Source organism: Veillonella sp. CHU732 (genome assembly GCF_003992085.1).
Classification (GTDB): Bacteria; Bacillota; Negativicutes; order Veillonellales; family Veillonellaceae; genus F0422.
The window spans coordinates 67720-80092 of sequence record NZ_RQVC01000003.1 but is presented as its reverse complement, the minus strand read 5'-3'; the positions used below and the strand labels follow the sequence as shown (position 1 = coordinate 80092).

The 12373-nt window shown below is 41.4% G+C and carries 13 protein-coding genes; 1 reads left to right on the top strand and 12 read right to left on the bottom strand.

Annotation, left to right across the window (positions count from 1 at the left end; translation table 11 throughout):
- Positions 1–10: 10 nt before the first annotated feature.
- From clpP to EO121_RS02055, 7 genes are all read right to left on the bottom strand, one after another.
- Positions 11–604 carry an ATP-dependent Clp endopeptidase proteolytic subunit ClpP gene (gene clpP, locus EO121_RS02085; RefSeq protein WP_206168537.1) on the bottom strand — a complete coding sequence of 198 codons (594 nt, stop codon included), beginning with the start codon at positions 602–604 and terminating at the stop codon, positions 11–13.
- A 40-nt stretch (positions 605–644) separates the two neighbouring features.
- Positions 645–1973: a trigger factor gene (tig, locus tag EO121_RS02080; protein ID WP_127165658.1), complete on the bottom strand. Its 1329-nt coding sequence runs from the start codon at positions 1971–1973 to the stop codon at positions 645–647.
- A gap of 99 nt (positions 1974–2072) precedes the next feature.
- Complete coding sequence (locus EO121_RS02075) at positions 2073–2534, bottom strand: CBS domain-containing protein (protein WP_127165656.1); 462 nt, start codon at positions 2532–2534, stop codon at positions 2073–2075.
- A 12-nt stretch (positions 2535–2546) separates the two neighbouring features.
- The gene (locus tag EO121_RS02070) at positions 2547–3446 is read right to left on the bottom strand and encodes a hypothetical protein (protein WP_127165654.1); all 900 of its coding nucleotides are present in this window, start codon (positions 3444–3446) and stop codon (positions 2547–2549) included.
- Positions 3447–3460: 14 nt separating this feature from the next.
- Complete coding sequence (gene rlmH, locus EO121_RS02065; RefSeq protein ID WP_127165652.1) at positions 3461–3940, bottom strand: 23S rRNA (pseudouridine(1915)-N(3))-methyltransferase RlmH; 480 nt, start codon at positions 3938–3940, stop codon at positions 3461–3463.
- 78 nt (positions 3941–4018) lie between these two features.
- Positions 4019–4840 (bottom strand): MBL fold metallo-hydrolase, encoded by an 822-nt coding sequence (locus EO121_RS02060; protein ID WP_127165650.1) that lies wholly within the window; start codon positions 4838–4840, stop codon positions 4019–4021.
- On the bottom strand, positions 4834–5946 hold the full coding sequence (locus EO121_RS02055; protein WP_127165648.1) for a RuBisCO large subunit C-terminal-like domain-containing protein: 1113 nt from the start codon (positions 5944–5946) through the stop codon (positions 4834–4836). The genes EO121_RS02060 and EO121_RS02055 overlap by 7 nt, the downstream gene beginning before the upstream one ends.
- A gap of 351 nt (positions 5947–6297) precedes the next feature.
- On the opposite strand from EO121_RS02055, the gene EO121_RS02050 reads away from it, so the two are divergent.
- Positions 6298–7485, top strand: a complete 1188-nt coding sequence (locus tag EO121_RS02050) for a pyridoxal phosphate-dependent aminotransferase (protein WP_370447194.1) — start codon at positions 6298–6300, stop codon at positions 7483–7485.
- A gap of 222 nt (positions 7486–7707) precedes the next feature.
- On the opposite strand, the gene atpC is transcribed toward EO121_RS02050, so the two are convergent.
- Genes atpC through atpH form a run of 5 tightly spaced genes read right to left on the bottom strand, consistent with a single transcriptional unit; the run spans position 7708 to position 12372 of the window.
- Positions 7708–7965 (bottom strand): ATP synthase F1 subunit epsilon, encoded by a 258-nt coding sequence (gene atpC / locus EO121_RS02045; protein WP_127135749.1) that lies wholly within the window; start codon positions 7963–7965, stop codon positions 7708–7710.
- 3 nt (positions 7966–7968) lie between these two features.
- Positions 7969–9387, bottom strand: a complete 1419-nt coding sequence (gene atpD, locus EO121_RS02040; protein ID WP_009353331.1) for a F0F1 ATP synthase subunit beta — start codon at positions 9385–9387, stop codon at positions 7969–7971.
- A gap of 22 nt (positions 9388–9409) precedes the next feature.
- Positions 9410–10264: an ATP synthase F1 subunit gamma gene (gene atpG / locus EO121_RS02035; RefSeq protein WP_127165644.1), complete on the bottom strand. Its 855-nt coding sequence runs from the start codon at positions 10262–10264 to the stop codon at positions 9410–9412.
- A gap of 3 nt (positions 10265–10267) precedes the next feature.
- Positions 10268–11803, bottom strand: coding sequence for a F0F1 ATP synthase subunit alpha (atpA, locus tag EO121_RS02030; protein ID WP_126938836.1), 1536 nt, complete (start codon positions 11801–11803; stop codon positions 10268–10270).
- 2 nt (positions 11804–11805) lie between these two features.
- Positions 11806–12372, bottom strand: a complete 567-nt coding sequence (gene atpH / locus EO121_RS02025) for an ATP synthase F1 subunit delta (RefSeq protein ID WP_062401500.1) — start codon at positions 12370–12372, stop codon at positions 11806–11808.
- Between the last annotated feature and the right edge of the window lies 1 nt (position 12373).

Here is a 12373-nt window from a genome sequence, read left to right as displayed (position 1 = left end):
CCCTGTCTCCTTATTTTTCTGTTGAGGATGGGCGCGTTAACACTTCATCAATCAAACCATATGCTTTTGCCGCTTCTGCAGACATGAAATTATCACGATCTGTATCTTGCGCAATCACTTCTATTGGTTGACCCGTATGATGCGCTAATACCCCATTTAATTCTTCTCGTAACCGTAAAATTTCACGAGCGTGAATTTCAATTTCAGACGCTTGCCCTTGCACACCGCCCAAAGGTTGGTGAATCATAATGCGAGAGTGTGGCAACGCATACCGTTTACCAGGTGCTCCCGCTGTGAGCAACAAGGAACCCATACTAGCCGCTGAACCTACGCATATGGTAGACACATCAGGTTTAATGTACTGCATAGTATCATAAATTGCCATACCTGCAGTTACCACGCCGCCTGGGCTATTAATGTATAGGTGAATGTCTTTATCTGGATCTTCCGATTCTAAGAATAGCAATTGGGCTACGATACTATTAGCTACCGTATCATCAATAGGGCCACTCAATAGAATAATTCGATCTTTTAATAGACGAGAATAAATATCGTAGGATCGCTCACCACGACCAGTTTGCTCTACTACGATTGGCACATACATAGACATCTAACACCTCTTATACATGTACCTGCATTAGCAATTATTCAGCTTTTTCAGCACCTTTAGCATTCTCAATGATGAAACGAGCTGCTTTTTTGCGTGCTACGGAACTTGCTAACATAGATACACGACCTTCTTTTACAATGATATCGTATACTTCTTTAGGATCAGCACCGAATTGTTGGGACATAGCAAAGATTTCATAGTTCATGTCTTCTGGAGTTACTTCAACGCCTTCTGCTTTTGCAATTTCATCTAATACTAAGTCAGCGCGAACGTTTTCAGCAGCTGCCGCTTTATTTTCTTCACGTAATTCTTCAATAGTTTTGTTGGAGAATTTCAAGTAGTCTTCTAATTTTAAACCACGACCTTCAAGATTCATTGCTAATTCTTGAACCATTTGTTCAGCGCGGTCTTCAATCATAATTTCAGGGATATCTACTGTTGCATTTTTAACAGCTAATTCTACTAAACCTGCATTGTACGCATCGATAGCACGACGTGCTGCATCATCTTCCATACGTTTGCGAAGATCGGCTACGAATTCTTCTGCTGTATTGTAAGATGGTTCAGTTTTACCTTGACCTACAGATACGGAACGTACGAATTCATCAGTGATTTCTGGTAATTCTTTACGTTTAATATCATGGATATGACATTCAAATTTTGCTTCTTTACCAGCTAATTCTGCCACGAAGTAATCTTCTGGGAAAGATACAGTAATAGTTACATCTTCGCCAGCTTTGTGACCGATTAATTGTTCTTCGAAGCCTGGAATAAAGCTACCAGATCCGATTTGCAATGGGTAGGATTTGCCTTCACCACCATCAAATGCTTCACCATCGATGAAACCTTTGAAGTCGATTGTAGCAAAGTCATCATTTTGTACAGTTGCATCTTCTGGAGCTGCTACCATTTTAGCTTGTTGGCTACGGATATTGTTCAATTGTTCTTCTACTTGTTCATCAGTGATCGTCGCATCTTGTTTTTCTACTTCTAAACCTTTGTAGTCACCCAAAGTTACTTCTGGTTGTTTTACTACTGTTGCTTTGAAGATTAAATCTTTACCTTCTTCGAATTGTTCACGTTCGATTTCTGGATTGCTAACAGGAACGATTTCGTTTTCACGAAGTGCTTCTGTGTAAGCACGGCCAGCTAATAATTCAAACGCTTCTTCAGCGATAGCTTCTTTACCATAGTTCATTTCCAACACTTTACGAGGTGCTTTACCCTTACGGAAACCTGGAATGTTAACTTGGCCAGCGATGCGTTTTACAGCTTGTGCAAAACCTTTTTTCACGTCTTCCGCTGGAATTTCAATTGTAATAGATACCTTGTGCTGATCAACAGCAGTTACAGTTGCTTTCATGAAACTATTTCCTCCTTAGGGTATACTGCACCCAAATTATAAGTTTTAATATTGCATTCTTAATATTATCATAAAGTTGTCAATAGTGCAATTATTTCCCTATTTACCTTGTTCTTCTGCGATAAGTTTCATGATATCATGACGACTTACCATGCCAATCAAATGATACGCATCATCAACAACTGGCAAATTTTTCAAATGTTTTTCTACCATAGCCCCTACAGTTGCTTCTACCTCTGCATCTGCATAGGCAGTAATTACTTCTGTAGTCATAATTTCTTCTACATGAGTAGCCATCAATTTTCTAAATTGTCCATCGTATTCACCGATGCCACCGTAGTAAATATTAGCACCTAAAATATTGATGTAATGTGGTGCATGAGGCCGAACTTTTTTATACAATAAGTCCCCTTCCGATACAATACCAATTAATTTATTCTCTTCATCTACGACAGCAATGGCCGTTAAATTGTGTTTCACCATCAATTTAGCTACATTCGTAATCTGTTCATCTTTACCAACAGTAATTGGGTATTTGTTCATAATTTCTTGTAATGTCATAGTCGGTTCCTCCTATTTCATATATACATACGCAGCAAAGATAGCTATTACTATTGCTGTTACAACCAAAATAGCTGTTAAACTTTTGCGGTTACCACCATCTCCACCTTCTTCTGTGCCTATGTGGTTGCCTTCTTCATCATAATTATGACGATATTGACCTTCTAAGTCCGCATAATCTGTCACATCTTCCACTTTTGCTTGTTGACGTAATTCTTGTAATCGTTTTCTACGCTCTTCTACGTCATTGGCTACGGAATGAACTTGCACTTTCATCACATCTTCTCGTAACCCTTCAAGACGCGGTACCATTATTTGCAACCGTTCTACCAAAGCCTTATTAATTTCTACGCAGGAACTCAATACAGTTTGATGCAAGAATAAAATTTGCATCGTTTCTTCTTCCGATACACCTAGTGCCCCTTCTACTACTGCTTTCGCAAGTTCCGTTTCTTTCGCAAGCATATCCACCACTGTAGAAATATAATAATCTACACGGTCAAAAATTTTATTCAATTCTACGTTTTGTTCTAATAATTCGTGTTTACGATGGAATAAATAAGCTGGATTACCACCAGAAGTTTCCATTTGTTGAATCATATTCGCCATATCTACATAGGTATCCAATACGGTACAAATTGTACTTGTTACATTCTCATATTCTCGTATACCATCGAGAACCATATGACGACGTTCTTCTAATATGTTAGATATTCCCTTTTCTTCTAATTCGACAAAGAGTGCCTCATATCCTTGTACCAGTGTTTGTATTTCACTTTGAATCGCAAGAATATCTTCTTTCCCCTCTGTTAATTCTGTAGAATAGTGTCTCACAAATTCCGGATCTTCTATGGACAATTCCTGTACATCTGCTGACACATAAGTAATTCCTTTTTCAATTGCACTTGCCATGCATATCTCCTTTCCTACCAATGATATGGTTCATTTCGATTAATCTTACAAGCTCTATATAATTGTTCTACCAGTACAAGGCGCACCATTTGATGGGTGAAAGTCATAGGACTGATGGACAATTTCCAGTTTGCCCGTTGTCGCAGCTCTTCAGACACCCCAAAGGCGCCACCAATGAAGAACACCATCTCGCTATGCCCTTGTACTTCTAATTCACTAATCCGCTTTGCCAAGTCGTCGGAACTCATCTGTTTTCCATATACATCCAAAAGCACCACAAAAGACTGAGGTGTGACGTATTTCAATAACCGTTGCCCTTCATCATAGAGCGCTTTTTGCTTATCTGATGGGCTCGGTTTATCCCCCAATTTACTTTCAGGCAACTCTGTAATCGTCACACCCCCATAAGGTTGTGTTCGCTTTACAAACTCTGCTACCCCTTCTCGTAAATAGGGCTCTTTTAACTTTCCTATACAATAGATAGAAAATTTCATACTATACTATCTCCTACGACGCTTACTGCATTCCCACTTCGGGACCATGTTGGCTACTATACATACCAATGGATACTATTATTTTCCATCGATACCAATGGATGTATATTCCTTTTGATCTCCATGATGTGCAGTAAACCCTTCTTGACCTTGTGTTTTGCACCAAGTTAGCAAGCGCTCTGATAGTTGCTCTACTAAATGGAGCGAATTGTTCTGCTCCGAACGATGGGCAAAAATTACTTCCATACCCTTAGGTCGTCTCAGGGCTGACAACACTTTCATCGCCGTCACATTCGACAAATGACCTACATTCCCTTTCACACGCCGTTTTAAATCTGGCGAGTATGGTCCATATAACAACATATGCTCATCATAGTTGGCTTCCAATACCAATAAATTTGTATCATGCAGATGCGCTAACATCTCCTTTGATACCATGCCTGTATCCGTTATTAACGCCGCTTTTGTCTGCCCTTTATAACAAGTGACCCCAATGGGATCTACCGCATCATGGCTAGTAGAAAATGGTTGTAATACCATATCTCCTATGGTCACTTCCGTCGCCCCTAACGTTTGAAAGCACTCCGCAGATACGCTAAATTTATCCATAAGGCGCCGCGCTGTATTAGGTTTTGTAATAATGGGTAAGCCCATTTGTTTAATCATTTGAGGTACCCCTGCAATATGGTCAGAATGTTCATGGGTAATGACAATGCCTTCTACCATATGCTTCGGTATTTCCAAATCCTGCAAGGCATTGGTTATCCTTCGACAACTAATACCTGCATCAATAATCACTGCACTGTGAGAACTGCGAATAATGGTGCAATTCCCTTTGCTTCCACTAGCTAGGACATGAACTTCTAACTCTTTATCTTGCAATGTCATATCTCCTAGCATCTTTCTAATACATCTATGAAAGCTTTCATATTCTCTGTTAAATCTGGTCCTCGGCGGAACATATCGCCCCCTACAAGGAACATGGTATCTTTGCCATAAATGCTCACCAACTCTGGCAAACGCGCCTCAGTCACACCACCACCTGGAGATGGACAAGACGATTTCATCGACGCCAATGGTCCACGATTACTATCACAAATTTGACGACATAAGTCTGGTTTAAATGTAAATCGTCCACCATAGGACACAAAAATATTCATATCCCCACCGAAAATACGTGGCAATAAGCCCATCCAAATCGTAGCAGCAATTCCTGATGTGCCTGGCAACGTGAATCCCCCCATCATCGATGGATGGACAATTAATGGCAAGTTCAAGGAATCATCTGTGGCCAATCGATGGAGCCATCCAAATCCGATTAAAGACGGCGCCACCATCAGAGCAGTAGCACCTGCTTCTTTCGCATAATGAGCCCGTTCTAGCACATCTGTACCGTCCCCAGATACATTAGCTGCATAGAGGCTATGATGGCCGCTCTTAGCATTCGCCTCTTGTACTGCATAGGCACAACGTGACACCCGATCTTTGAAAGGAGAAAAGGATTGATTCGTCAATCCATGGTCATCCTTGATCACATCGGCACCGCCCATGGTATAGGCATGACACATACGAGCCAATTCTTCATTGGGCGTACCCATCGGTTTAATAACAGCTTGAATCATAGGACGAGTTGGGGTCTGGCATAATTCTCGAATGCCAGCTAAGCCAAACTTAGGACCTTGAAATGCGTTTACTAAACTTGGGCTCAACTCTATATCCACCACCCAAATGTGTGGTTGCAACGACGAGTTCCCAAAGACTACATTTAAAAACTGCGTCACTTCCAATCCTGATGTCTCCACCGGATAGGCAATCTTTGCAAAAAAACAATCTTCTGTTTCTATTAAGGAAAGCAATTGCCCCACCATATGACGGCGTGGATCACTTTCACCTAATAATTCATAAGGAAATTCAATGGTTTGCTCCACCTGTATGGACCAAGCCACTTGCTTCGCCTCTTCATAGGTGGGAACATGCAATGCATAGGTAACGGAAAATGTTTCCATTGGTGACTCCTTTCCCATCATTACAACTGTATCTATTCTATCTTGTGAGTATCTTCGTGAAAGCCTGTTACATTCTACTAGGTTGTAACAATTCTTCGAGACTATTTCTCTATTCTTATAGTATGACATAAGTTCCTATGAAATGCTATGTCATACATACAATTATACACTATATGCAATAAAAAAGAACCTATAATCGACTAGGTTCTTTTCTAAGAATGTGGTACACTGTTACTATTATTTATTCTATCATTCCACTAGGTGTTGTGACCGCCTGTATACACTCTTAAGAGCAACTATCCATATCAGTTGACACAACATCCTGACATTTGACATAGAGATACATGCATCATGTATCAGAAAGGACAATCTATGAACTGGAACAATTATCTTTCAACTATGACACAAACATTACCCCCTTCTGGGATTCGTAAATTTTGGGAAAAAGCCATGTCTATGGACGATGTGATTTCTCTTTGCGTAGGGGAGCCCGATTACATTCCCCCTCAACCTGTGCTAGATGCACTTGTGGCTAGCGTAGAACGAGGAGAAACTAACTACTCTCCGAACGCAGGAATCTTGCCATTGCGTGAGGCCATCAGTAACTGGTACAACCGTCGTTACCATGTGTCTTACGGCACGGATGAAATGATGCTTACCATCGGCGCTAGTGAAGCCATCGATTTGTCTTTACGGGCCCTCTTAAACGAAGGAGACGAGGTGTTAATCCCAAATCCATCCTACGTGGCTCATCAAGCAGAGGTCCACATGTGCGGAGGCAAGGCTGTGCCTGTACCGACGCATTTAGAAGATGGCTTCAAACTTCGTGTAGAAGAATTGGAAAAGCTTGTGACAGAAAAAACAAAAGCTATTTTAATGTGTTACCCAAGCAATCCTACGGGGGCCATCATGGACTATGAAGATTTATTGCCTATCGCCGAGTTCGCTAAATCCCATAATCTAATCATCATCTCTGACGAAATTTACTCAGAGTTAACCTACCACAAGGACCATGTATCTATGGCATCCTTGCCGGGCATGAAAGAGCGCACTATCATCTTAAACGGTTTCTCCAAGTCTTATGCCATGACAGGTCTTCGCATCGGCTTCCTTTGTGCACCTTCTGAATTCATTACAGCTTGCATTAAATTGCATCAGTACAGCATCGTCGCACCGGCTACACCAGTACAACACGCTGCCATCGTGGCCCTAAACGAATGCGACGACTCCGTTATCGCTATGCGACAAGATTACCTAGAACGACGTGACATGATCGTAAAAGGCTTCCAAGACATGGGCCTACCTATCGCCATACCAGAAGGAGCTTTCTATGTGTTCCCAGATATTTCTCAAACCGGTTTATCCGATGAAGATTTCTGTGAACAATTGCTAGAGCAACAACATGTAGCCGTTGTCCCAGGATCTGCCTTCGGCACCTGCGGTGCTAACCGCATTCGTTGCTCCTATGCTTCCTCTAAGGAAACCATCCAAGAGGCGTTACGCCGCATTAAGTTATTTTTAGATACTATCCATAATTAATATATACATAAAACAACATTGGACAGTAAATGTATTCATAGCAATTTTCTTCTATTGTATATGGTACTATCTATGTATATATCATCTTATTCACGGAACCGCTTAATTGCTTTATACCTTATCCAAAATAATATTTAAATAGCTATTCATACCATAAAAGGGTTGTACCAACACTACTACAGTAGTTCGGTACAACCCTTTTTCTATCTCTTCGATATGTAATTAAGCACGTTCACAAGAGGCCGTCGTGATATACACAGAATTATTTTCCACTTCTAGGAATCCCCCTGGAAGGATAAACTCTTCACGTTTGCCCTCATGGTCAATGCGAATCGCCCCTGGCGCCAAAGCGCTCACTAAAGGCATATGATGTGGCTGGATACCAAACTCTCCATCAAGAGCTTTTCCTACCACCATCGTTGCGTCTCCAGAAAACACTGTTTCATCAGGAGTAATAATTGTTACATGCATGGTACTCATAGATTATTCTCCTTTCCCTAACATGTCCCTTCCTTTGGCAACAGCTTCATCGATAGTTCCCACCATGTAGAAAGCACTTTCCGGTAAGTCATCATGTTTACCTTCTAGGATTTCACGGAAACCACGCAATGTTTCTTTCAATGGCACATATTTACCAGGACTGCCTGTAAATACTTCAGCTACGAAGAATGGTTGACTCAAGAAACGTTGAATTTTACGAGCACGAGCTACGGTCAATTTATCCGCTTCAGACAATTCTTCCATACCTAAGATAGCAATGATATCTTGTAAATCTTTGTATTTTTGAAGTACTTCTTGTACGCCACGAGCTACGGAGTAATGTTCTTCCCCTAATACTAATGGATCCAAGATACGGCTAGTGGAATCCAATGGATCCACAGCTGGGTAAATACCAAGTTCTGCAATGGAACGAGACAATACTGTAGTAGCATCCAAGTGAGCAAATGTCGCTGCTGGCGCTGGGTCAGTCAAGTCATCGGCAGGTACATACACGGCTTGTACAGACGTAATGGAACCTTCTTTTGTGGATGTAATACGTTCTTGTAATGCCCCTACGTCATTGGCCAATGTTGGTTGGTAACCAACGGCAGATGGCATACGACCTAGTAAGGCAGATACTTCGGAACCAGCTTGGATGAAACGGAAAATGTTATCTACGAATAACAACACGTCTTGTTGTTGTACATCACGGAAATATTCCGCCATCGTCAAACCTGTTAAAGCTACGCGCATACGAGCTCCAGGAGGCTCATTCATCTGTCCATACACAAGCGCTGTTTTAGACAATACGCCAGACTCTTTCATTTCATTCCAAAGGTCATTCCCTTCACGGGTACGTTCACCAACCCCTGCGAATACGGAATAACCACCGTGTTCTGTAGCGATGTTATGAATCAATTCCATGATTAGAACTGTTTTACCTACACCAGCACCACCAAATAGACCGATTTTACCACCTTTTACATACGGAGCAATTAAGTCTACGACTTTAATACCAGTTTCTAAAATATTAGTTTCTGGTGCTAATTCATCAAATTTTGGAGCCGCACGGTGAATTGGCCAATGTTCATTCACTTTCACTTCTGCTGGATCATGGTCTACTGTTTCGCCTAATACGTTGAAAATACGACCTAATACACCATCACCAACAGGAACGGAAATAGCGGCACCTGTGTCCACTGCTTCCATACCACGAGTCAATCCATCAGTGGAACTCATGGCTACACAACGAACTGTGTCATCCCCTAAATGTTGCATCACTTCTACAACAATCTTGGATGCTTGTTCGTCGCCTTTTGTAATAGTAATTGCGTTGTAAATAGCAGGCAATTCACCTTTTGGGAAGACTACGTCTACCACCGGTCCAATAACCTGAACTACTTTACCTATATTTGTACTCATATACGAGATACTCCTTTATCTATTATTGCAATGCGTTTGCACCGCCTACGATTTCAGAAATTTCGTTAGTAATACCTGCTTGGCGCAACTTATTGTATTCTAAGTGCAAGGTACCAATCAATTCGCCTGCATTATCAGTAGCGGATGTCATGGCCGTCATACGGGCACCTAATTCACTAGCCGCCCCATGTAGCAATGCATTATATACAGTGCTTTCCACATAGGCTGGCAACAATTGTTCCAATACAGACCCTTGGTCCGGATAGAATAAACTTTCTCCGGCCTCTGCTGTATCGGACTCTAATGAAAGAGGTAATAAGCGCTCATGAGTCACTTCTTGCAATAAGGAGTTCACAAACTTAGTGTATACCAATACTACTTCATCTACCTCACCAGACAAGAACATGGTTTTCACTTGTTCTACAATGTCTTGAGCATGATGAAAGCCTGGTTTATCAGAAAATCCTTGCAAATCAGATACTACAGAATAGCCATGACCTGTGAAGTATTCCGTTGGCTTACGCCCCACTGTAAATAAACCATAGGCATCTGTTGGCGCATCCTTGAGCAATGATTGCACGTATTTAATGATATTACTAGTATAAGCACCGGCCAACCCTTTATCCGCGCCTACCACCACATAGGCTACCTTATTCACAGGACGAACTGTGAGTAGCGGTAAATCTGCGCCCCCATCTAGAGAGGACATGCTTTGATGCAGCATGTGGCGGAGACATTCTGTATAAGGTTCAGTACCTTTCGCTTTTTGTTGTGCACGACGTAGACGAGCAGATGCTACCATCTTCATAGCTTTTGTAATTTGCTGCGTATTAGTGACACTTTTTATACGCTTGCGTAAGTCTTGTGCACTACTCATAGATTACGCCTCCTCTGGTAATAATTCGTGAGTAGCACCAAAGACATCAATACATTCTAAAATCGCTTGTTGCAATGTTTTCTCTGTATCTTCTTCTAATTTCTTAGTATCTCTAATTGATGCTAATACATTGGCATAATTACCATGTACATAGTGTAATAAAGCATCTTGGAATGCTGGTACATCATGAACAGCTAATCGTTTGAAATAGCCATTAATACCTGCATATAAACACACCACTTGCTCTTCTACTTTTAACGGAGAGTATTGTGGTTGTTTCAACATTTCAGTTAAGCGTTCACCACGATCCAATTGTGCTTTTGTAGATGCATCCAAATCAGAACCGAACTGCGCGAAAGCCGCTAATTCACGATACTGTGCCAATTCCAAGCGCAATTTACCAGCTACTTGTTTCATCGCTTTAATTTGCGCACTACCACCTACACGAGATACGGATAAACCTACGTCAACTGCTGGACGAACGCCAGAATAGAACATATCTGTACCCAAGAAAATTTGTCCATCAGTGATGGAGATTACGTTTGTTGGGATGTAGGCAGATACGTCACCTGCTTGTGTTTCGATAATTGGTAAAGCCGTAATAGAACCGCCACCCAATTCATCGGATACTTTGGCAGAACGTTCCAATAAACGAGAATGTAAGTAGAATACGTCACCAGGGTACGCTTCACGTCCTGGAGGACGACGTAATAACAAACTCATCGCACGGTATGCAGCCGCTTGTTTTGTTAAATCATCATATACGCAAAGTACATGTTTACCTTGGTACATGAAATGTTCGCCCATAGCTACCCCAGAATATGGTGCTAAGTACTGCATAGGAGCCCCTTCAGAAGCACCTGCAGATACGACGATTGTATATTCCATAGCTCCTGCTTCTTCTAATTTTTGAACCACACGAGCTACAGTAGATTCCTTTTGACCGATGGCTACATAGATACAAATCACATCTTGTCCTTTTTGGTTCAAGATCGTATCGATAGCAATCGCTGTTTTACCAGTACCACGGTCACCGATAATCAACTCCCGTTGACCACGACCGATTGGCACCATCGCATCAATGGCTTTCAAACCAGTTTGCATTGGCTCAAATACAGATTTACGATCTGCAATACCAGGTGCTGGATATTCTACAGGACGATGTGTTTCTGCTACGATTTCGCCTTTACCATCGATAGGTTGACCAAGAGCATTCACAACACGACCAATTAAGCCATCTCCTACAGGAACCTGCATGATGCGACCTGTACGGCGCACTTCATCACCTTCTTTAATCAAGAAGTCATTACCTAGGAGAACGGCGCCTACATTATCTTGTTCTAAGTTGAGTACCATGCCATATACGCCATGAGGTAACTCTAACAATTCGCCAGCCATGGCTTTTTCAAGACCGTAGATATGCGCAATACCGTCCCCAACTTCCAGAACAGTTCCTACGTCATCTACATTTAATTCAACATTATAGTCCTGAATCTGCTGTTTAATAATGGCAGTAATTTCTTCAGGCGTCATTTTCATAATTAACCATTCACCCCAATCTTATTGGTACTTGCATTAAGCAATGATTTTTTTAATTCTTCCAATCGTCTAGCCATACTTCCATCAATCCGAGTGTCTCCCACTTGAATGACCATGCCACCTAAGATGGATGGATCCACATATTCTTCGATGACACATTCTTTGCCAGTAATCTCTTGTAACTTACGCAATACTTTTTCCCGCATTGCCTCTGAAAGTGGTTCTATAACCGTTACTTTCGCTTCCAAAATACCGCGACTTTCACGGGAGCGTTTTACGTAAGCACGAGCTGTTTCCATGATATAGGGACTGCGACGGCGGTCCACCATAACATTGAGAAAATTCATAATCAATGGATGCACTTCACTACCAAAGATTTGTTGTAAAATTTTCTTTTTTCCCGCTACTTCTAACATAGGATTGATTAAAATTTGGCGTAATTCCTCATGGGTGGAAAATAAATCTTGCACATAGGAAAGATCTGTATCAAATTGTGGTAACAAACCTGATTCCTGTCCTAATTCAAATATAGCGGAGCTATATGTTTCTGCAATTCTTTCTACACTCATC

Bases quoted from the DNA above. Each gene is read 5' to 3' on its own strand.
- atpC (WP_127135749.1), bottom strand. From the start codon at position 7,965: ATGAGTACCATGCATGTAACAATTATTACTCCTGATGAAACAGTGTTT.
- EO121_RS02075 (WP_127165656.1), bottom strand. From the start codon at position 2,534: ATGACATTACAAGAAATTATGAACAAATACCCAATTACTGTTGGTAAA.
- atpA (WP_126938836.1), bottom strand. From the start codon at position 11,803: ATGAAAATGACGCCTGAAGAAATTACTGCCATTATTAAACAGCAGATT.
- clpP (WP_206168537.1), bottom strand. From the start codon at position 604: ATGTATGTGCCAATCGTAGTAGAGCAAACTGGTCGTGGTGAGCGATCC.
- atpH (WP_062401500.1), bottom strand. From the start codon at position 12,372: ATGAGTGTAGAAAGAATTGCAGAAACATATAGCTCCGCTATATTTGAA.
- EO121_RS02055 (WP_127165648.1), bottom strand. From the start codon at position 5,946: ATGGAAACATTTTCCGTTACCTATGCATTGCATGTTCCCACCTATGAA.
- EO121_RS02070 (WP_127165654.1), bottom strand. From the start codon at position 3,446: ATGGCAAGTGCAATTGAAAAAGGAATTACTTATGTGTCAGCAGATGTA.
- tig (WP_127165658.1), bottom strand. From the start codon at position 1,973: ATGAAAGCAACTGTAACTGCTGTTGATCAGCACAAGGTATCTATTACA.
- rlmH (WP_127165652.1), bottom strand. From the start codon at position 3,940: ATGAAATTTTCTATCTATTGTATAGGAAAGTTAAAAGAGCCCTATTTA.
- atpD (WP_009353331.1), bottom strand. From the start codon at position 9,387: ATGAGTACAAATATAGGTAAAGTAGTTCAGGTTATTGGACCGGTGGTA.
- EO121_RS02060 (WP_127165650.1), bottom strand. From the start codon at position 4,840: ATGCTAGGAGATATGACATTGCAAGATAAAGAGTTAGAAGTTCATGTC.
- atpG (WP_127165644.1), bottom strand. From the start codon at position 10,264: ATGAGTAGTGCACAAGACTTACGCAAGCGTATAAAAAGTGTCACTAAT.
- EO121_RS02050 (WP_370447194.1), top strand. From the start codon at position 6,298: ATGTATCAGAAAGGACAATCTATGAACTGGAACAATTATCTTTCAACT.